Here is a 21589-nt window from a genome sequence, read left to right on the forward strand (position 1 = left end):
CGTTTGCTTTTTTCTTTGTTGTATAGAAATTATACAATAAACGTATTTAGAGGTTAATTTAGGCATAATGAAGGCCAAGCATATATCATATATTGAAATGTAGGACGATCAACGTGTTCTATTTAATCCTCAGTTAACGCTTCTTTTCCCATTAAGAGTATCTCTTGCTATGGATGCTCTCTTTTTATTGATAAAATTTGACACTTGAATGTGGTTATAAACATGTAATAGCGATTATCTTAGGCCTACTGTGATTGGTTTAGCGTCTTATTTGTTGTTAAGGAAAGATAAGCGATATTAAAGTTACGGTTCATCTATATACCACTTGCATTATTCGAATTCATCTTTGCCGGATTCTAAGTATTGTACAGAAAATAAAAATAAGGTTATGAATCGAAAAAGCAATTAACTAGATTAATTGCTTTATTGAACTCGTTTTGCGATTTCTCTAAACAAACACAACGAACAAAAATAGAGCTAGTTAATAAGTCGCTGTTTTTAGGTGTATAGTTGAAGATAACTACAATTTATTTTTTTATGTATATGTTATTCAAAATATAGATTTAAAACGTTTTATCGTTTTCCGACAGAAGACTCCTTCCTCAAAAATGTGAAGTTGTAAAACACCAATTTTAGGTGGGAGATGAATGTCAGTTGGCATAAGCCAACATGTTTGCTACCATATACTTGTACAGATTGCTCTTTGAAAACTGAAGATATGAGGTTGGTTGCAGAAAAACGTTGCAACCGTAAAATCTTCAACGTTCTTTCGCCCCACGTTTGCTGAAGTTGCGAAAACCAAGCTATAGTAGGAAGCGTGGTGCGTCAACGTACAAGATACTTATGTGTTCACCGTAGGGACTACGGGCAGAGTCTGCTAAGATAACTGTTGGATATATCGGTGTTCGCAGGAATCTCCCACTTCAAACAGTCCGTAAGGACGTTAAGTGGTGATTAGTTCAATCATTGGTTTTTGCAAATGCTCAACTACACTTGCAAACCACCTATAAGAATTTCTTTAATGGTTAAAATGACTTCTCAACATTCAAAAGTAAAAAAGACAGAAAGTCTTATACAACGAATGGAGTAAAAGGAAATATTATGTATCCATCTTGACTGAATACAAAAAAGATTGTACAAAAAGAAGTAGAAACAGTTGTTGGATTAGACTTTGTGATGGATAGATTATACGTTAGTTCTGAGGATGAGAAACCCAATTATCCTAAGTTCTATCGTAACATGTTAGCCCAATTAGCAAAGACACAACGAGTATTATCAAGGGACAATAAAGGGTATGAGCGTTGGCATAAATAGCATAAAACAACCTCTGAAATAAGGGAGCTAGCTCGACTGTCTTAGAACGGATTGGTTAGCTATCAAAAGTAATGATTAACCGAGAAGCCCCACTTCAAACAGTCTTTTAAGACGTTAAGTGGCGGGTAGTTCACTTTTCATAAAATATAATCGAAACTTATATCCTTCCTATATAAAAGTGACTAAATACTTATACTCCTAAAATTTATCGATATAATCATCTCATGACAGTTAGTTTCGTTATTATAAATATATTATAATCGTAATGATGAATTACTGACTATTAAGTAAGCTTGCCCTTGAATTTTTTAGCAACACCTTAGACATGCATTCTTCCAATTCATAAAGGGTATAACAAACTATCTCAACATTCAAAGCAGAGAAACCATTTAAATCATGACTTACTTTTACTATACAATAAATTATTCATAATTTATGAGTTTTTGATTAAGATAATTGTAACGTTTATTTTTCATTGGGACATAAATAATTTACCCATTCCGCTATATTCGTTTTCTCTAAAATTATTGATCCGTATTTTTTCTACAATTAATGCTTTTTTATCGCTAATTCACATAAAATATACCAAGTCTATTAATTTCTTCAAAATTTATATTTAATAACTTACTTGAAACATTTTCAACAAAATACTTCTCCATACATTTTTGAATGTATAAATCACCGAAAATCTCATGAGGATCATCAACAACATAATTTTTCCCCTGAAGTGCATTACAGTATATACAAGTATTCGCTATGTATATGGAATTAATTGTTTTACTATACTTTAGCTGAATTGATGGATATTTACTAGTTAGGTAGTTATCGGCTGATTTAATATCTCCGATACCGGCAAATACTAATGCAGTAGTATTTCCTAAGCTTTTTAATAATTGATAATGTAAATAGTATGAATAGACGTCCGTATTCTTTCTGCATTTCCAACATTTCTTTTTCCATTTGTAAATATTTATTCCATTTTCTTTTATGAAAGATAGTATAAACTTAGATTTAGATAATTTAGATTTACATTTTGGAAAATTAGTGCATCCGCCAAATTCACCATAATCACTTGAACGTAGGATATAAAAACCGTTACAATCATTACATTTCACTTTATTATATCCCAAGAATGTTTCATTAGTTTTTAAAAAATTATTCATAGGTATTTCCTCCATTTATTCTATGATGTGATATCTCACCGTCCATATATTTTAGTGCACCCCCATTTACAGATTGGGATACTACTTTTTTAAATATTCAACCTGTGCCATATAGTAGTCACGTTCCTCCTCAATCCTTTAGAAATGAATGCGCTTCCTTTTAGAAGATTTGATATACCTTTCATTCCATCATTTCTTCCACGAGTATCTGTAATTACACCAAATTCTTTATATTTTTTCATCCAATTTTTTAGTTGTGTAGAGCTTCTAACCTGATATTTTTCCTTTATCATATTGTAACTTTCTTCCCCGTTTAAATAACTTTGAACAGCTAATAACTTTAATTCTTCTGAATATGTATTAAATGTTGAACCTTTTTTAGTCATAAAAAACCCTAGTCCTTTTTATTATACATTAAATTAGTGTATCAACCACTGTGATCTCCTACTGAAAGACCTTGAATCACTTCGTAAGATTGTAGGTTCTTCGCTGTATTCGTTATACCTTTAGTCAAGGTTATAGGGTTAACTATTTCCATTAACCCCAATACTGTTTTTCTATTTTAAGGCTCCTTCCTCAAAAAAATTTTCATTTTGCTTGCAATTCTAAATGGAAATACTTACTCGCCGCATGATGATTCTTTTCATCATAAAATTTTGCTCCCAGTGTCTCATAAGACTCTTGAACATCTTTATTCAATCCTTCTCTTTAGAAGTAATCAATTCCTGCTAACATTACCGTTTCGAGTATTTGAGTAGGTGAAGTATTGTTCAGCTCCTGTAAAATGAGATATCAATGTATGAACTCTTCTTGATTTAGTTTCTTACTAATATTTAAACCGTTCTCAATGAGTTCTGCTGTGACATCTCGCTCGTTCAGTTTGTAAATGTTCCAATGCCTTTGCATACATAGCTTTGTAATGGTTTGGGGGCTTTCCAATGACTTCAGATAAATAACGAATTGCTAAAGAGGAGAGGTTTTGTTTAGAATACATCCAACCCAAGTTTTGAAGCACCATAATAATAAACTTTTCTTCTCCGACTTTTTGGGACTTGTCCATTGCAGCTGCAAAATGTTCCTCTGCTAATGACCACTCTTTTAAATTTATACAAGCTAACCCCAACAAGTTCTCACAAAAGCCGACATTACTCTCATAATCACCATGGTCTAAAAACATTTCTTTTGCCCTTGTTATGTACTGAAAAGAGACTAGCGAATCTCAAATATCAAAATGGAATGCACCTAACTTATAATAAAGTTCAGCTTTCACAACTTCATCATTGAAAAGCTCTAATAACTTTTCGGCTTGATCAAAGTGTTCTTTTGCAACCTTATAACTACCAGTTCCACTAGCATGGATAGCTATAAAGAAATGTTAATAATAATTTAAAGTGTTGTTAGAAGGAATCTCAAAAGATTCTACTTTATCAAAACCACTTTTAGAAACACCTAAGTAATCAATTACATATTGATGACGAAAATCTAATAATAATTATTATAATTATAAGTTCCGATCTTCTATGTTTTGAATTTTATCATCAATTTCTTCTTTTAAACGATGCGCATTACTTATACGCCGTGCACGAATTTCCACATACAAATCATTTAATAAGCCCAGAATCTGTTCATTTCCATTGACTGCTATATTCATAATCTACTCACTGATTACTAATTATCACACATTATTTTCATAATATAATAATATAATTGATAATTTTATAGTCTTGTTTCCGAATATACACCTAAGAAATACAGGGATTTTCAACCATTTTATCAAGAATACTGTAAAACAAGAACCGCAAAATGAAATGAGATTCTTGTTTTACTATCTAATACTCTTCTATAAACCTAACAATGCATCTTAGGATGTCTTTTCTTTATAAATTAAAAGTAACATAGTATTTAAACCTATATGTTCACACAAGATTTCATGTATTTAATTCTGTTAACATATAAAATTTCAGTTTGGATTTTCTTATCCCAATCAAGCCCTGAAAATGAAAGTTTAGCCTTTCATTTCTTTGTACATTTAGAGTAAAAGGGGATGTGTACTTCCCCTCCATCAAACTATTAGTTAAATTCTCAATTAACTTATATACTATCGTTAAAATATATAGATGTTATAATGTTAATTGTATAAACTTAAGTAATGGCACGTATCTAAATATATAATGCGTTTATTTAGATACTCCTAAAATTCTAACAGTACATAAAATTAAGGAGTGAACGTAATTGAAACTAACAAATGCCACTTTAGAGATGGATTCTAATGGGAATATTCGTAAAGAAAATAACACGGTTACAATCATTGTACAGCCAGACATAGGTAACTCAGTTCGTCTATTTTGTAAGATTAATCCAGTACAAAATAACATTATTGCTTTTAACACGGCTATTATGGGTATTGTCTGTCCTTGTTGTAATTCAAACACATTTTCATGTTCTACACTTTATAACAAAAGACATAAGTTACTTCGTGAAGCCTATGAACTTTTAAAAGAAAACCCTACTATTCGTTTTAAATTACTATATGACCAATTCGGAGAATTAACAGTAAAATAAATTTAACCATACAGCAGTTGGCTATTCAATAACATATATAATGTAACAAAAAGTCTTCAGTTTACAATAATTTAATCCATCAAACTATTCGTTAAAAGTGTATTTAACGAACAGTTTGATGGATTTCATAGAATTGAGTATAGTAGAGGTATCATATATTGATACCTCTCTTCTTTTTCAAAAACTAGTATGGTATCCATATATGTAATCAAGCTATTTATTAAAATAGTATTCTAGCACAAAAATTCGAATGGTTAGTTTAAATATCGGTTTAAGTATTAGTTTAAAAATTGATTTACATTATTTGATTTGAGGTGTACAACATGAGTAACCAAGAAAAAGAAAAGTTTAAAATACTAATTGATAAGCATAAAAGTAAAATGCCCTGGTATATCATAGAGTATGCAGAAATGAAAACAGCCCTCTCCCCCGCTACATTATATGCTTACATTACTGAATTTGAAAAGTTTCTAAAATGGCTTATAAGTAATCGATTAGCCGTTGAAAACGGTAAGGTGGTCACTAATATGTGTGATGTACCAATTTCAACACTAGAAAATCTACCATTAAATGAAGCTAGAACTTTTCAAAGATATCTCCAGGGAGAAGGTATTGAGACAAGAGCTATAAACAGAACTTTCTCTGCTTTAAAATCCCTATTCAAGTACTTAGCTCAAAATACAGAGAATGAACAAGGGGAAAATTACATCTCTCGTAATGTAATGGAGAAAATTGAACTGCATAAGGAGAAAGTAGATGCAGCAGCAAGAGCAGATGACGTTGCAAACATGATATTTAATGAAAAAGATGATGTTGCTTTTCTTCAATTTCTAGCAAATGATTATGGGGAAATGTTGAAAGATATATCACCAAAAAAATATAGTTTTTTTCAGCGTGATAAAGAAAGAGACATAGCCATTATAAGCCTCATTTTAGGCACTGGACTTCGAGTTTCTGAGGTAGCTAGTCTTACTATATCTAGTATAAACTTCCGTCAGGGGAAAGTAAAAGTGACGCGTAAAGGCAATAAGAGATCTTCCGTATTATCTACTCGCTCTTGCTTAGATGATATTCAGGAGTACATTAAGGTTCGTCCTGGTAAATATAACTGCCCTCAAGATGAAGACTTACTTTTCGTAACAAATTATAAGGGGAAATATACACAGTTAACTGTTAGAGCTATACAGAAGTTATGTGATAAATATTCAAGTGCATTTGATGAGAAGCGTAGCCCTCATAAACTACGACACACATATGCTACAAATCACTATAAAGAAAACAAGGACCTAGTATTATTACGTGATCAACTTGGCCATACTTCTGTTGAGGTTACTAGTATCTATACAAATATTAATAATGAGAAGAAACGTGAGGCTGTTGATCGTTTAGAACAAAGGTTATTCAAGAAATAATAATAAAAAAGACACCGATTTTGATATGATCCCCTTATAGTAGACAGTAAAAAGAAAGCACATTAATCTGTTTACTATGGAGGGGATTTTTCTATGGGCAAAATTAGAGTAACTTATGATATAGAATTTAAGAAAAAAGCAGTAAATTTATACTTGAAAGAAGGAATGGGATACAAAACGGTTGCTAAAGAATTAGGAATTGATCACTCGGTAGTAAGACGTTGGGTGAAACACTTTGAAGCTGAAGGTATCAAAGGACTAGAAGAAAAACGTGGTAAAACGAAAGGTCCAGGTATAGGTAGACCAAAAAACAATCCAGAAGATCCAGAAGCTAAAATGAAACGATTAGAAGCGGAGAATGCAATGTTAAAAAAGCTCTTAGGGATGTAAAAGGAGGAGTGGAATCTGTACCAAAAACGAGGAAGTTTGAAGCCATCAAAGGGCTATCAGAAAAAGGTTATGCAGTTACCATTCTATGTGATATCGCTGGAGTAACTAGAGGTGGGTACTACAAATGGATTAAGCGACAGTTGACGCCTTCTGAAAAACAATTGGAAGATACCGAAATAAAAAAGAAGATATTGGAGTGTCATAAAAAACTTAAAGGGATTTATGGATACAGGAGAGTACAAGTTTGGCTGAAAGCCACTTATAACCTTCATTTTAATCACAAACGTATACAAAGGTTGATGGGTGAACTAGGTATCAAAGCTATTATTAGGAGAAAACGACCTTATTACGGGAAGAAAGAAGCTTATGTGATTTCAGATAACCATCTGAACAGGGATTTTCAAGCTTCCAAACCAAACGAAAAATGGGTAACAGATATTACCTATTTGATTTTCAATGGACAGAGATTGTACTTATCCGCTATTAAAGACCTATACAACAATGAAATTGTTGCCTATGAAATTAGCCGTAGAAATGACCTAAAACTAGTACTAGACACACTTAAAAAAGCAAGAAAAAAACGAAACGTGAAAGGGATTCTCCTGCATAGTGATCAGGGGTTCCAGTACACATCTCGTCAATATAATCAACTACTCAAAAAATATCAGATGAAGGCTAGTATGTCCAGAAAGGGAAACTGTTGGGACAATGCTTGTATAGAAAGCTTCTTCAGTCACTTTAAGTCAGAGTGTTTTCATTTATACTCTTTCCGCACAGCTGATGAGGTTAAGTTTGCTGTGCGCAAATATATACACTTTTATAATCACCAAAGGTTCCAAAAGAAACTAAATAACCTGAGTCCATATAAATATAGAACTCAGGTTGCTTAGTTGTGTTTTTTGAATACTGTCTACTTGACAGGGGTCACTTCATTTTATGGTGTCTTTTTTGGCACTATAGATACGTTTTGGTTTGGAATAAAGTTTAGTTAAAATTTAGCTGCAAACGTTAGTTTTATAAATAGAAGAAGCCCACGTGTTTGGAATAAAGATTAATCAAAAAGTGTGGGTTTAATTTTGACATGATGAAATTTTTATAAAAAAGATTGATCAAAAGTAAATCATAAAATGTGTCACAGTGAATAAAGTTTATATATTGTTCAATTATGCCTATTTGAGTCAATTTATCTCTAAAAATTTCAATATCATTCTCATCGTAATAATAAACATGCCATTCTGTATTTCCATTAACACGTTCCTTAACTTCTTTAAAATATGGAAAATCCACATCACCTAAAGAATGTCCAATTATAATTACTCTTTCAACAACATCAAAATTCAATGAAGATAGTTTAAACATATAACTATTTATATATTAATATGTTTTAGAACAATAGTCAGTTAAGACATTATATATTGATGCCATTTGTTCATCAAATCTATTTTGATAATCTATATACTTTTCGTTAAAGTAATTTATTCTAGATGAATTTGAATGCCCTAATAGGGGTACCGCCACATCGCTATCCAGCTAAGAAATACAAATACCCCCAAAACGAGAAAATTGACTTCTTCATGTGAAAATGTAAATTTTTTTGTTTTGGGATGTTATAAAATTCTTAAGTTGATGGGCATGTATAGTGCCCCCTTACAAGCACATTCACAAGTACATTTAAAAAAGTCTATATACATTAAATATAACAATTGGTCTTGTAAAACCAGTCGCTGCTATTTGAGGAGCAAGTATAACTGATTCGTTACTAATATTCACTAATTGTATAGTAGTATTCGCAGCTAAATTACGAATAATTCCCAAAGAAATTTGACTACCAGGAACGAAAGTACCTGTACTTTGGGAAAAATCATTTGCTCCATTAATAGTGATTGCAAATACCATTGGAGAAGTTGTATTTACTAAACTAGTAAGAATATGATATTCTAATTTATAAGTACCCTCATTAAAAATTGTTGCAGTACCACTTACAGTATCAAATGATAAAGTTGACCTAGTTATTGCTGAAATTGTTCCAAAATTAGTTATTGGCTGTAAAGATAAAACAGTTTCAGTTGATGACTTAGCTGTATTAAGAAATGTAGGTGGAATATTAGGCCCTGTTGGCCCTTGAATTCCCGGTTCCCCCTGAATCCCTTGAACCCCTTGAGGTCCGGTTGGGCCTTCTAGTCCCGGTTCCCCCTGAATCCCTTGAACCCCTTGAGGTCCGGTTGGGCCTTCTGGTCCCGGTTCCCCCTGAATCCCTTGAACTCCTTGAGGCCCTGTTGGACCTTCTGGTCCCGGCTCACCCTGAATTCCTTGAACCCCTTGAGGTCCGGTTGGACCAAATGGACCAGGAATCCCTTGTAATCCCGTAGCCCCAGTGGGGCCCGTAATGCCTGTTGGTCCGGTTGGTCCTGGTGGCCCGCCTGAAGGTCCGGTTGGTCCGGTTGGTCCTGGTGGTCCTGGTGGCCCGCCTGAAGGTCCCGTTGGTCCGGTTGGTCCTGGTGGTCCTGGTGGCCCGCCTGAAGGTCCTGTCGGGCCAGTACTCCCTGTAATACCCGTTGGCCCTATTATACCTATTCCGGTTGCACCTGTTGGTCCTATATCCCCTTGAGGACCCGGCTCTCCTTGAATCCCTTGAACCCCTTGAGGTCCTGTTGGGCCTTCTGGTCCCGGTTCCCCCTGAATCCCTTGAACCCCTTGAGGTCCTGTTGGGCCTTCTGGCCCCGGTTCCCCCTGAATCCCTTGAACCCCTTGAGGTCCTGTTGGGCCTTCTGGCCCCGGTTCCCCCTGAATCCCTTGAACTCCTTGAGGTCCAGTTGGTCCCCGTGGTCCTTGAGGTCCGATTGGTCCTGTTATACTTTCACCTGTTCCTGCGGGTCCAGTTGGGCCTTGTGGACCCGTAGGACCTGTTGGACCTTGCTCAGGAATAGGGAATGCGCACGGGAAAGGAAGATTATTACATTTATCGAACTTATTCATTTTTTCACCTACTTTTTAAATTAATAGAAATTGATTTAATGGATTGATACTTAATATATTTATGAAATGTATTTAAAAAAGTTCTACATTAATACCTACCTTATTTATACATACCTGTTACTTTATGAAGCATTATCAATATTCCACAGATTTTGTACGTTAAAACTAAATCCTTTAATACAAAAAAATTTCATTACAAGTGTCAAAAATAAATACTTAAAGAGCATTTTCACCCTAAAATAAAACCATTTTTTTGATGTTACGGGTGAAGATTTTTGAATGTTTTTTTTAAAATACGACCTGTTCCTTGCAGAACTTGGGGTGCACCTCAATAGGCTTTTTTACTTTTCAAACTTCACATATTCACCTGAAACCCATTGGTCGCCACCAACATTATACCAACCGTCTCTATATCCCCAAGACTGATATCTTTCGCTTTGGTACACATTTTTTACAACACCAATACCATCATTTGAAGGTTTAGAAGGTGCTGGTGCATTTTCTCCTGTATAACGAATGTATGATGAATCATTATATACCCACTGATCGCCACCTAAGTTTAGCCACCCATTTGACTCACCCCATACTTGGTAGCATTCTCCTTTACCTAACTTACGAATAACTGCATATCCAGTTCCAGGTCCTTTTCGTAAATTCACGTTATCGCCGTTAATATAAGCAACTACTGTACCGTCGTTTGAAGGTGGAGTAGGTTTTTGTATTACTGGGTTATTACTTCCGTTATATGCATTTTGGACTCTTTCAATAAAGCTATTCCAACGTTCTTCTGCTAACATACGATAAGGACAATACTTTCCACTCCATGATTGGTGTGTGCGAACTTTACTAATTGGAATATTGTATTGTTTCATGAGTTGGGCTACAACGATAGCCGCATTATCTTCTGCTTTATAATATCGATCTCCACCGTTTAAAGAGTAGCAGATTTCAACTCCAATAGATTTACGATTTCCGTTACCACCACCATCACCGCAATGCCAAGTGTTACGTTCTAAAGGAATTCCTTGTACAGCTTCTTTATCATCTACCGCAATATGAAAAGAGACTTGATTATCATTACGAATCATATATGCTACTTCATTTGCCGCTGTAGCATCGTTATAAGTATTGTGGATAGTAATGAATTCTGGATTCATCGTATAGGGGCATTTTGTACCATATTTACTTGGGTCAACTAAATTTTTTCTAATTTCCATTACTCAACATCTCCTTTTAAAACTGAAGTGAAAAGTTTTATTATGTTGGTGATTATCCCAATAGCAGAGGTTATTACGCCCATAATAGCGGGGAAAACCGCCTGGACAATCGACAAAATAAATTGAATCGCCGGGATCACTACGCCTTTTATTATTGTTGCTAGAGCTTCAAGTATCGCAGTGACTACAGGAATCGCCGCTTGAATTATAGAAACTATTACCGGGAAAACCGCCTGGACTATTTGCAAAATTAAAGGAATAACTGTAGTCGCTATTATAGAGATTACCTGACCTAATAATTGAATAATCGGAATCGCAACGGAAATCGCAGCAGCAATAATCCCAGCTATTACTGGGAAGACCGCTTGTACCGCCTGGAGAATAATCGGAATTATTGATGTCGCTATGATAGATAGGACCTCTCCAAATCCTTGAATCAGCATTCCTGCTATACTAAACACCGTCTGGATTACTTGTAAAATAATAGGGAATGCCGTTTGAAAAGCTTGAGCGAATATCGGTAAAACTGTAGATGCTAGCTCAGTAAAAATTTGAGCTACTTGTTGTATAGCCTCTGTTATCAATGGCATAATTTCTATTGTCGTATCAGCAAACTCTGAATCTACTACACCGTGTATATGTATAACATTCCGTCTTGAAATATTGTAAATATCCTCCAAAGTAGTGGTGTAATTAAAGTGGTTCTGTTGCAAAGATTCTTAGTAGATAAAAAGTTGGTAAGATTGCAGATGGATTTTATGCGCTAATAATTGATGTAATTCATTGTACGTTGAAAAAACGAAGTTTGGTTGTTGCAAACTTCGTTTTCGTTTATATAGATCTTGAACGGTTTCAATGGCTTTCAAGGTACGTGAAGCATGACGAATACTTTGGAGTCCTGCTGATTTGGCAAAACGTCGCTTGATATGCCTATGGCTCTATAAGATTCCTTACCTTCAAGATAGTCCTGAATAGCTTCTAATTTAAATTCTAATGAAAAATTTGCCATAAAAAACTACACCTCCAATTGTTAATTGTGTCTAACAATTGGAGGTGTAGTTCATGTATGCGAATTCAGGAGGTGTTTTTTTCATATATCACTATACGGGTTCACTTAATATTGATCTAAAGGGATTTTTGTTATTTAAAATTTCCCTTTATGTACAATTTGTTTTAAATAATCATGCCAGATTTTCTATTTTATCGCTTCTGACCAATTACGTTTTTTATTAATACATTTCGCTATAGACATTAAAATACCTAAAAATATTAACATTGTTCCTAATAAGGTTGAGATAAAAGAGAAGTACCCACCGGTTTCAGGTAATTTTTTATCTGGATTTATTATTATAGTCGATATTTCTTCTTTTGGATGGAGTTGATTTTCTTCTACTTCATTATTATTGTTTGTATCTTCCCCCAGTATACCATATACTCTTGTGTTTGTTGTTTGGTGATTTAATATTTCTGATGCGTATGAAATATTTGTTTCAAAAAGAATAAATATGAAGCACATGCTAAAGAACAATTGTTTCATTAATGCTTTCTTATGTGTCCTTCTACCTTTCATTTTTAATGCCAACTGCTTACTCAACTTCGGTCCCATCCATTTTTAGAGCTTTGAACTTTAATGTCATTTTATATTCGACATTTTGTTTTTCTTCTCCAAGTAACGTTTCATCAACATTTCCAGTAAATTTGAAACTTACTTCTTTATTTGCATCTTTTTCATCTAACTTCCCTTCGTTATTTGCTAACTTTACTAATTCAGATTCTTGAGTTACAGCTATCTTATTATCCCTAATTAATTCTTTTGTTTCAAAATCTCCTTCAATTTTCGAAACAAGATTCAAGGTTTTTACTGCCGTGTCCTCTTTACCAGTAAAACCTTTTAAAAATACTTTTACAGGTCTACCAGAGTTATTGATAATTTTATAATTTTCTGGCGAAACAATTGTTTTATGTTCTGTTTTTTCATCAGAGAAAAATACAACATCTGTTGGTAGTGTTACATTAATCCATTTGTTATCTCCTTCTGGAATAGCTTCACCAGGATCTGTATTATCTGCTTCGCCAATAACACCCTTAGCTGTAATATTTGCCTCTGTTTGACCTTCTATCGTTTGATATTCACCTTCTGCTGCGAACGTATTTACTCCGCCTCCCATTGCCATCATACCTAATAAAACAATACTTGCTAATTTTTTTTGTACTCTCATATTAATTCCTCTTTTCTGTTTTTACTATTTAAATAAATTTAATATTTATTACCTAGTTCTGTATAATAATCTGCATTTCTGCTTGAGTTGTTCCTTGTTTCTTTTTACTCTTCGGATCAAATATATCAACATCCGCTGTGGCTTTGTATTTACCTGCTTTTAGCTTTTTTTCTAAAGTTACTTGTTTAACTTCATTTCCAGGATATATGGCACCTGTTTCATAAATGATCTCATTTGTATTATCAATTTTTATTTTTACGTTTATTGGATAAACATTACTTGATTCATTTTTAATATGAAGGAATCCTTTTCCTGATTTTTCTTCAAAAATTGCCTCTGGATAGATACTTAAGGTAAATTGTGAAGCATCAACCTTTTCTTGCGCTATTTTATTCTTATCTATTTTCTGTGTTACCTTTTCATCTGGCAAAAAATCTCCCGCAATGATTTCAGGTGCAAATCTAGTATTTAGTGTATAGATTGTTAAAGCACCTAGAAAGGTGAGAAAAAAAACAATAAGTAAATTCCTTTTTTTATTTTTCTTGTGAATATTACCTTTTAGCATAATTAACTCCCTGAGTATATTATTAATTTACACTAAATTTAAAAACTAAATTATGATTCGTATTTTTTTTATCCTTTGTTATTTTTCCAAAATACGTTCCTGTAAAATTTATCATTAATTTGTCTTTTGGGTTCAGTGTTCCAATTTCTGTAATTCCACTTATTTCATTAAGACTATTTATTCTTTCTATGCCATCTGCTACTAAATTTAACCGCATTGATTCTTCAATCCCTAAACTTGGATTTTTATCAGAGGGTGTTAATAATTTTATTCCTGCATTTTCCTTTGTTTCCATTGAAACAAATTTTATATTCAAATTTACTTCATCAGAATGATTTTCGATATAATAATTATTAGATTGAATGTTTCCTGTCTCTTTATCATTTGAGGAGAAAATCATTTCAATTGGAATCGTAACTTTAATCAATTTTTTCATGTCCAAAAATATATAATTGAACGTTGTCGTTTCTTTTACAGTATTTGGTTTACCTGCTTGAGGGACACCTTCACCGGGTTTTTGATCTCCTGCTAACCAGCCAATGTATTTATAATGTATTCCATCGTGTTCAAATCGATTTTTGGGTTCAGGTGAAAATGAATCTACTCCATATGTTAGCTCTGTTTGTATTGTATCTAACAAATTCCCGTCACTACTATATATGTTCTCGGTTACAACAGGATTCACTATATATGTAACAGTATAAATATATTCTACTTTTTTCCCTGATTTTAGTGTTTCACTTACCACAACATCTATTAATTGTTCTCCATCTTTCTTTGTATCGGGAAGTTTATCTTTAAAACGTTCAACCCTAATATTCTCATATCCTTTCAAATCAATGCTATCTCCTAATTTTTCTATCAATTCTTGATTAGAAGTCCCATTTTTTATATTAACTTTTTTAGGAGTTAGCTGATTAACATGTAAGGGGGTAAATGTAGTTTTTGATATTTCATAATACACGTTTTTCAGTCCTGCATGCTGCACAGTCTCTTCACCATTAACTATTAATACATTTCTCTTTCCTGATTCGGCATGCCATACTTCAATAATGTCACCTGAATTTACATCTATTCGCTGTGTACCACTATTAAAAGATTGGATCTTTTCTTTTGCAAGTTCATTTCCTAGTGCGGTAATAACAATATCTGTTTTTATGTCATTTAGATTTTGAGTACTTTGATTTGGAATTTTACGTCCAATCCAAAAATATTGTTTATCAGCAAATTGAGAATGTACATTCCCATCTTTATCTCCACGAGCTATTCCCTCTGCAGCCGATATATAATTTGACTTCCCATCATGGTCTATTGTAAAGGCTCCTATTGAATAGTCATTATCGCCTCTTAATAAAATTGAGTTTCCCCAATAAACATTAACAGGAATAACATATTCTTTCTCATTCTCATACTTGTCTACTAAATCGATATGAATACTTTGATTATCACCAACAACATTTGCAAAGAATGAATATGATGAATCTTTTAATTTTACATTATCACCACTCTCAATTGTAAGAAATTCACTTATATTATCGTCTGTAATTTTAATTTTTTCACCTAAGACAAACGTCTTTCTTTTGGTTTTTGCTTGAATTGTCTGAGGTATTGATTTAAATTTTATAGTTTGATGCATTGCTTTTGCACCAGTTGAACCTGTGAAACCCCAAAATACATTATTACTACCAAAAACCACCATGGGATCAATATGTACATTTTCCTCCCAAGATACATTTCCCATTTCATTTAAAAATCGATACGTTAGATTTTTAAATTTTGCATCCCACTGAATTTCTAATTTATGCTGTCCATGCATTACTAAGTAATAAATATATTGTAGGTTTTTATGCACCATACCTTTACCATCAAACTCTGAACGGGTCATTGAATTTGCTATATGCATATATCCAAAATTCTCGTTGATAATAGCATCTAATCCATCTCCATTGTGATAGAAATCAAATTCGATAGCCCATCCATTATCAATATAATCCTGTGTCGATCCCGCAGGAGATGTCTTCCACACACCTAGTGATTGACCACTATCTCCTGTTGCATTTATTCCTCTTGGATCATTATGAAGAACAAAAGCCATACCATCTGCAACATTCAAAAGATTTAATGAATCGAATTGTATACTCATCTCGGTTTTCCAGTTTTGAGTCATATCAAGTTGCTTTTTAGACCAAACTGCACCTAATTGTCCCGTATTATTATTGGTTACATGGACTGTATCACCTTCAGCAACAGAATTTGCCTTACTTGGAATCTCAAAATTCCCTTCAATTGGTAAAAACTCCTGGTTTTTTGACGATGATGAAACTCCATTTTTTTCTCCATTTTCTACTATATTATTTGTCTTAGATTCTAGATCGACTTTTTCTGTATTCCCTTTCTGATCAGTTGAAGGTTTCATTTCGACATCACTTACGTTTTCCGAGTTAGATGTTATTGATTGAACATTTTTTGATTTTGTTACTGCAAAAACAGTATTTAAATTAGTACTCATTATCAAAATGTTCATTATCAATAATGCTATGATTTTTTTAAAATATAGATTCATGTTATCTTACCTTTCATTTTTTCATATCAACCCCCACATGTGAAAATAGTAAATGAAATCTATAAATTATTTTTACCATGAAATTCGGAACTTTTTCTGAATATTTGAAGATGGAATTAACTCATCGCCTAGAAATATTGCAATATCCCTAAAACTTAATTCTAACAAATCACATCACACCTTTCTAAAAATTATCCTCTATAAGACTATCATTTAGATTCAAAAGAAAAACGGTAAAAAGTTCCGTTGTCAAATTTATTTTTTGTTTTTTGATATAATTTTATTTTGTACGAATAATACGAAAGAAACCCTCCTTCCGAATACATGTGCAAGTCACAATATTGTAAACTCGTAAATTAATAATCGTTTCAACAACTATACAAGAAAACCATAATGTTCTTGCTACAACTATAAAAGATATAAATATTCATAAATATACATGTCTAGAATTTAATCATTTTAGCCAAGAAGACTCCTTCCTCAAGGAACGTGAAGGGTCACAGTCCAGTGAGTAGGTGGGAGATGAATTGGCTTCGAACAAGGGATGGCAGGAAGCCATCTTAATTGTTCGACATATAGAAAGTATTACTCTACTATCTATCGAATGTACGTTTGGTGTATAATAGTCATATACGGAAATGGAGGTAAACCAAATAATGATGAATAAAGCCTATAAGTTTCGTATCTATCCAAATCAAGCACAAGCAATTCTAATCAACAAAACGATTGGGTGTTCTCGCTTTGTATTCAATCATTTCCTATCCTTATGGGATCACGCATACAAAGAGACAGGAAAAGGCTTGACCTTTGGTATATGTTCTGCCAAACTACCTGCCATGAAGAAAGAGCTTGTTTGGTTAAAAGAAGTGGATAGTATTGCGATTCAGTCGTCTGTTCGCAACCTTGCGGATGCGTATACGCGCTTTAAATCTAAGAAGAACAACGTACAATCTTACACCACAAAACAAACAAATAAAAACATTGCCGTTGTAGGGAACAAAATAAAGTTGCCGAAACTAGGCCTTGTTCGATTTGCCAAAAGTCGCGAAGTAGAGGGGCGTATTGTAAATGCTACAGTTAGACGGAACCCTTCTGGTAGATATTTTGTATCACTATTAGTTGAAACCGAAGTACAAGAACTTCCGAAAACACATTCTTACATTGGAATAGATGTAGGACTAAAAGATTTCGCTATTTTGTCAGATGGAACACACTATGAAAATCCGAAGTTTTTCCGATCATTAGAAGAGAAATTGGCGAAAGCACAGCGTGTTCTTTCTAGAAGAATGAAAGGATCTTCTCGCTGGAATAAACAACGAGTAAAGGTAGCTAGAGTTCATGAATACATATCAAATGCTAGAAAAGATTACTTGGACAAAATTTCAACTGAAATCATCAAAAACCACGATGTTATCGGTATAGAGGATTTGCAAGTATCGAATATGTTAAAGAATCATAAGTTAGCAAAAGCAATTAGTGAAGTATCATGGTCGCAATTTCGATCAATGTTAGGATACAAAGCAAAATGGTATGGCAAACAAGTCATTGTCGTATCGAAAACATTTGCTTCCAGCCAATTATGTTCTTGTTGTGGATATCAAAATAAAGACGTTAAAAATCTAAACCTACGTGAATGGGACTGTCCTTCTTGCCGTACACACCATGATAGGGATATTAACGCAAGTATCAATCTAAAGCATGAAGCGATAAGGCTTCTAACCGCAAGGACTGCGGGGTTAGCCTAATCAATTAGAGTTCGATAGAACTCTTTACTTAGGAATCCCTCACTTCTAAACGAAGTGAAAGTGGGGATAGTTCAATGTGTGGAATAATATATACAAATGAACAGGATTTACCCCTCATTTTGCTCTGATGAGCTTAATTATATATAGTAAAATGATAGTATATGGTTAAAAGAAGTAGAAAGTATTGCGTTTCAATCCACATTAAAAAATATGGAAGGTTATTTTTTATAATTTTTTAAGAAACAGAACGATTTTCCACGATTGAAGTCAAAACAGAATAAAATTCAATCCTACACACAAAAGCAAACTAATAGATTAATTATTGCAATTGAAAATAGAATTAAACTACCTAAAATTCATAGTTTTGAAGTTTGAAATACCGTGAGGTAACAGGAGGGATTCTTAATACTACTGTTAGACGAAATTCAATTGGTAAATAATTTGCATCTTTATTAATTGAGACACCATTTTCAAAAAATAAAATCTTCTGATGGGATTGGTATCATAATAAAAGATTTTGCTATATCTCAAACGGAGCCACATACATTGTTTCGTACATTAGAAAGCAAGGTAATGGCAGCACAGCACAATTTTTCCGAAAGAAAGATATGGCTCTTCAAAATCGAATATACAATGTTTGAAAGTAGCAAAAGCCCATGAACATATCAGTAATGTAAGAAAAGATCACTTGGGTTAATATCTATCAAAAGGCCTGATGTAATTGTTATTGAGGATATACAAATAAGTAATATGCTAAATACGAAGAACTTGCCAAGGTATTCAGTGAAGTATTTTGATTACAATTTGAATACAAAGTAAAATTATATAGGAAGTAAGTTGTAGTTACCAAAATAAAGGCGTTAAGTAATGAGTAGGTTTTAAGTATTAGTCTACTTCAATAAACTAAAACTAACCGATTAGTTGAAGAGGAAGTACTCTTTTGAGTACTTCCTCTTCGCATGGTTCGATAAGAGACTTGTTTTCCAATCTAATAAGTCTGATGACATAATACTAGCGCATGTAACATTATAATACAGTTTCGAGTTTTTTATAGATGTTATTCTACACTTTTCAAAAGCAAAAATTTCATTTTTATCAGCTAAAAATCATGCTATCTTATTAAGTGTCTGTTATTTGTTTTAATTCGTTTGCGGCTCCATTTATGGAGCCTATTTTTTTATACAGAAAAATGTTATCTTATAATGAGTATTTTCATAATAAACCAGCTAAATTAATTCACATAAAAAATTGCAGAAATTACTTGTATTCATTGAACTACTCATCGCTTAACAGTTCTAACGAATTATTTGAAGTGGGAGATTCATAGGTACTGAAACCTTGCGGTTAAGAGACACATTGATTCGTCTCTAAGATTCAAACCTGCATAAAAAATCTAAATCTTCGTAATGTGTGTCCATTCCAATCAACTTAAGGAGTGAGACTATACTTGGAGTTAAAAGCACATTTCTATACTCTCATGTTAGTGAAGATGGGTGATGTTTTTTTATGAATATGCCAAAATTTGTCTTTATTTGCCGAAGAATTATACTATTACATATATATATATGTATATATATGTAATAATTTATTGATTTCTAATGATAAACATTGTACGGCATAACCCTTAATTGCAGGCAAATACTCTTTTAAATCCTTAAGAAATCTATAATCCAAGCTTTTCAGGCAGATTACATACACACGTTCTTGTTTGTATATTTTCTCTTTTTTGAACGGATAAAATTTGCTGTAAGCTTAATTCTTATAGCCTTTTCTTTCGTGCAAGGCTTTTAATTTCTTGTTTTGAAGCATCGCCTTATTAATAAAACCACCAATTTATTGCAAACTATCCCCTTAATGAATATTTCTTCTTAATAAAACTGTAATGATAAGCTCAAAATTCAAATTTTCACACCTTCTTAAAGTAATATATCATTTATAATTAATATTAAGACTTAATTATTTTATAAAAATATATATTATTAAATTTCACTATGTTTTTCAACATTGAACCTATTCACTCATATATATAAGTGAGCTAAATCAAGGGATAGCTTTTTTGAAGATGATACTAAATTCTATTTTAATGTTTAAACATATTACTCCCTAAAACTAATAAGGGGTACAGCCAAGATACGTGTATTAACTATACTAAATAAAACCATAGACCTTATAGTTCTTTAAGTAAGGCTTATGGTTTTTTATTTATCTTCAAATAAATTATAACTATATTGATTTTTCAGAGTATTTAAAGTATTTTAAGGTGGGGGTGAATGAAGTGTACTAAGTACAGATAACAATTCTAAGTACATTGTTAATTGCTTAAGTATTGGGGGGATATTGTGAAAGTAGAACAGGTCATTTTGTCAAACGGAAAGACGCGATATATGCTAGTCGATAAGGATGGAGAGCCTATTCAACCTGTTCTTCATTATTTACGGTTCAAAGATAATAGTAATGCTGCACGAAATACCTTACGGTCTTATTGCTTTCATCTGAAATTATTTTTTGAATTTCTAGAGCAAGAAAAATTGGATTACCGTGAGATTGGTATTGATCAGATGGCATCCTTTATGGGGTGGCTACAAAATCCATATGGGAACAATAAAGTAGTATCTATTTCCATTTCGCCCCTACCAAGAAAGCCAAGAACAATTAATACTGTTTTAGCTACTGTAACAGGGTTTTACGATTATTTAATGCGTCATGAGGATTATTCTATTCAATTATCAGAACGCCTAAAAAAACAAATAACCGGCTCTCGTAGAAATTTTAAAGATTTCTTATATCATATTAACAAAGATAAAAAATTCACAGCTCATATTCTCAAAGCTAAAGTACCAAAAGAAAAACCGAAGGTTATTTCTAAAGAACAAGTTACAAAACTAATTTTCTCCTGCTCAAACATACGTGATCGCTTTCTTATCCAATTATTATGGGAAAGTTCTATGCGAATCGGTGAAGCTCTTTCCCTGTGGCTTGAGGATTTCAAAGTTGATGCAAGAAAGATTCATATTTGTGATCGTGGCGAACTTGAAAATTTCGCGGAAATTAAAACTGTATATAGTCCAAGAATAATTGATGTATCTGAAGAATTAATGGATCTTTATTTTGAATATATAGCTGAAATACATACAGATGAAGTAGATACTAACCACGTTTTTATTAAGTTATCAGGAGAGAATAAGCACCGCCCTTTAGAGTATACGGATATTGTATCTTTATTTAATCGATTAAAACAGAAAACAGCTATCCATGTAACACCTCATATGCTTCGCCATACTTCACTGACCGAATTACGAAAAGCTGGATGGAAAGATGAACATTTGATGAAACGTGCGGGACATGCCCATATTCAAACCACAATTCAAATGTATGTTCATCCAAGTGATGATGATCTAAGAAAAGATTGGGAACGTGCACAAGAGAGAATGAAGATAAATTCACAGAAAGGTGATAGTTAGAA

General features: G+C 33.0%; 15 protein-coding genes and 5 pseudogenes. 7 read left to right on the top strand and 13 right to left on the bottom strand.

Annotation, left to right across the window (positions count from 1 at the left end):
* Window positions 1-957: 957 nt before the first annotated feature.
* Window positions 958-1311: pseudogene (locus tag MHB52_RS35230) on the top strand (RNA-guided endonuclease TnpB family protein); the annotation flags it as partial.
* Window positions 1312-1880: 569 nt separating this feature from the next.
* Here the strand turns inward: MHB52_RS35230 and MHB52_RS35235 are convergent.
* The 3 genes and pseudogenes from MHB52_RS35235 to MHB52_RS35245 all read right to left on the bottom strand — a co-directional run bounded on the left by MHB52_RS35235 (window position 1881) and on the right by MHB52_RS35245 (window position 4128).
* Entirely contained in the window at window positions 1881-2477 is a 597-nt protein-coding gene (locus tag MHB52_RS35235; RefSeq protein WP_061663062.1) for a topoisomerase DNA-binding C4 zinc finger domain-containing protein, read from the bottom strand.
* 89 nt (window positions 2478-2566) lie between these two features.
* Window positions 2567-2863, bottom strand: a complete 297-nt coding sequence (locus MHB52_RS35240) for a transposase (RefSeq protein ID WP_253703280.1) — start codon at window positions 2861-2863, stop codon at window positions 2567-2569.
* A gap of 171 nt (window positions 2864-3034) precedes the next feature.
* Window positions 3035-4128, bottom strand: a pseudogene (locus tag MHB52_RS35245) (response regulator aspartate phosphatase).
* A 581-nt stretch (window positions 4129-4709) separates the two neighbouring features.
* On the opposite strand from MHB52_RS35245, the gene MHB52_RS35250 reads away from it, so the two are divergent.
* The 4 genes from MHB52_RS35250 to MHB52_RS35265 all read left to right on the top strand — a co-directional run bounded on the left by MHB52_RS35250 (window position 4710) and on the right by MHB52_RS35265 (window position 7731).
* On the top strand, window positions 4710-5039 hold the full coding sequence (locus tag MHB52_RS35250; protein ID WP_253703283.1) for a hypothetical protein: 330 nt from the start codon (window positions 4710-4712) through the stop codon (window positions 5037-5039).
* Between the two features lie 323 nt (window positions 5040-5362).
* Complete coding sequence (xerS, locus tag MHB52_RS35255) at window positions 5363-6451, top strand: tyrosine recombinase XerS (RefSeq protein WP_061663063.1); 1089 nt, start codon at window positions 5363-5365, stop codon at window positions 6449-6451.
* Window positions 6452-6544: 93 nt separating this feature from the next.
* The gene (locus MHB52_RS35260; RefSeq protein ID WP_000516529.1) at window positions 6545-6841 is read left to right on the top strand and encodes a transposase; all 297 of its coding nucleotides are present in this window, start codon (window positions 6545-6547) and stop codon (window positions 6839-6841) included.
* An 8-nt stretch (window positions 6842-6849) separates the two neighbouring features.
* A complete protein-coding gene (locus MHB52_RS35265; RefSeq protein ID WP_000446736.1) occupies window positions 6850-7731 on the top strand; it encodes an IS3 family transposase in 882 nt (293 codons plus the stop codon).
* A 781-nt stretch (window positions 7732-8512) separates the two neighbouring features.
* Here MHB52_RS35265 and MHB52_RS35275 read toward each other — a convergent pair.
* From MHB52_RS35275 to MHB52_RS35315, 10 genes and pseudogenes are all read right to left on the bottom strand, one after another.
* Window positions 8513-9817: a collagen-like protein gene (locus MHB52_RS35275; RefSeq protein ID WP_340769191.1), complete on the bottom strand. Its 1305-nt coding sequence runs from the start codon at window positions 9815-9817 to the stop codon at window positions 8513-8515.
* A 341-nt stretch (window positions 9818-10158) separates the two neighbouring features.
* Window positions 10159-11034, bottom strand: coding sequence for an N-acetylmuramoyl-L-alanine amidase (locus tag MHB52_RS35280; RefSeq protein ID WP_061663601.1), 876 nt, complete (start codon window positions 11032-11034; stop codon window positions 10159-10161).
* An 8-nt stretch (window positions 11035-11042) separates the two neighbouring features.
* Window positions 11043-11648, bottom strand: a pseudogene (locus tag MHB52_RS35285) (phage tail tape measure protein); the annotation flags it as partial.
* Between the two features lie 3 nt (window positions 11649-11651).
* Window positions 11652-11747, bottom strand: a pseudogene (locus MHB52_RS36930) (AbiH family protein); the annotation flags it as partial.
* Between the two features lie 6 nt (window positions 11748-11753).
* Window positions 11754-11969 (bottom strand): annotated as a pseudogene (locus tag MHB52_RS35290) (hypothetical protein); the annotation flags it as partial.
* Window positions 11897-12043 (bottom strand): hypothetical protein, encoded by a 147-nt coding sequence (locus tag MHB52_RS35295; RefSeq protein WP_154698666.1) that lies wholly within the window; start codon window positions 12041-12043, stop codon window positions 11897-11899. The gene MHB52_RS35295 and the pseudogene MHB52_RS35290, both read right to left, overlap by 73 nt.
* A gap of 186 nt (window positions 12044-12229) precedes the next feature.
* A complete protein-coding gene (locus MHB52_RS35300; RefSeq protein WP_340769195.1) occupies window positions 12230-12628 on the bottom strand; it encodes a hypothetical protein in 399 nt (132 codons plus the stop codon).
* On the bottom strand, window positions 12621-13253 hold the full coding sequence (locus tag MHB52_RS35305; RefSeq protein ID WP_061664855.1) for a hypothetical protein: 633 nt from the start codon (window positions 13251-13253) through the stop codon (window positions 12621-12623). Before MHB52_RS35305 ends, MHB52_RS35300 begins: the two co-directional genes overlap by 8 nt.
* Window positions 13254-13305: 52 nt before the next feature.
* A complete protein-coding gene (locus MHB52_RS35310) occupies window positions 13306-13818 on the bottom strand; it encodes a hypothetical protein (protein ID WP_061664856.1) in 513 nt (170 codons plus the stop codon).
* Window positions 13819-13840: 22 nt separating this feature from the next.
* Window positions 13841-16327: an L-type lectin-domain containing protein gene (locus MHB52_RS35315; RefSeq protein ID WP_340769151.1), complete on the bottom strand. Its 2487-nt coding sequence runs from the start codon at window positions 16325-16327 to the stop codon at window positions 13841-13843.
* 710 nt (window positions 16328-17037) lie between these two features.
* Here MHB52_RS35315 and tnpB point away from each other — a divergent pair.
* The gene (gene tnpB / locus MHB52_RS35320) at window positions 17038-18126 is read left to right on the top strand and encodes an IS200/IS605 family element RNA-guided endonuclease TnpB (RefSeq protein WP_340769198.1); all 1089 of its coding nucleotides are present in this window, start codon (window positions 17038-17040) and stop codon (window positions 18124-18126) included.
* 2339 nt (window positions 18127-20465) lie between these two features.
* On the top strand, window positions 20466-21587 hold the full coding sequence (locus MHB52_RS35325; RefSeq protein WP_000862013.1) for a tyrosine-type recombinase/integrase: 1122 nt from the start codon (window positions 20466-20468) through the stop codon (window positions 21585-21587).
* Window positions 21588-21589: the final 2 nt, after the last annotated feature.

Origin of the sequence: Bacillus sp. FSL K6-0073 (assembly GCF_038006085.1) — a bacterium.
Taxonomy (GTDB): Bacteria; Bacillota; Bacilli; order Bacillales; family Bacillaceae_G; genus Bacillus_A; species Bacillus_A cereus.

Coding starts and splice junctions, on each gene's coding strand:
- MHB52_RS35275 (WP_340769191.1), bottom strand. CDS start 9,817: ATGAATAAGTTCGATAAATGTAATAATCTTCCTTTCCCGTGCGCATTC.
- tnpB (WP_340769198.1), top strand. CDS start 17,038: ATGATGAATAAAGCCTATAAGTTTCGTATCTATCCAAATCAAGCACAA.
- MHB52_RS35240 (WP_253703280.1), bottom strand. CDS start 2,863: ATGACTAAAAAAGGTTCAACATTTAATACATATTCAGAAGAATTAAAG.
- MHB52_RS35310 (WP_061664856.1), bottom strand. CDS start 13,818: ATGCTAAAAGGTAATATTCACAAGAAAAATAAAAAAAGGAATTTACTT.
- MHB52_RS35305 (WP_061664855.1), bottom strand. CDS start 13,253: ATGAGAGTACAAAAAAAATTAGCAAGTATTGTTTTATTAGGTATGATG.
- MHB52_RS35235 (WP_061663062.1), bottom strand. CDS start 2,477: ATGAATAATTTTTTAAAAACTAATGAAACATTCTTGGGATATAATAAA.
- MHB52_RS35260 (WP_000516529.1), top strand. CDS start 6,545: ATGGGCAAAATTAGAGTAACTTATGATATAGAATTTAAGAAAAAAGCA.
- MHB52_RS35280 (WP_061663601.1), bottom strand. CDS start 11,034: ATGGAAATTAGAAAAAATTTAGTTGACCCAAGTAAATATGGTACAAAA.
- xerS (WP_061663063.1), top strand. CDS start 5,363: ATGAGTAACCAAGAAAAAGAAAAGTTTAAAATACTAATTGATAAGCAT.
- MHB52_RS35295 (WP_154698666.1), bottom strand. CDS start 12,043: ATGGCAAATTTTTCATTAGAATTTAAATTAGAAGCTATTCAGGACTAT.
- MHB52_RS35315 (WP_340769151.1), bottom strand. CDS start 16,327: ATGAGTACTAATTTAAATACTGTTTTTGCAGTAACAAAATCAAAAAAT.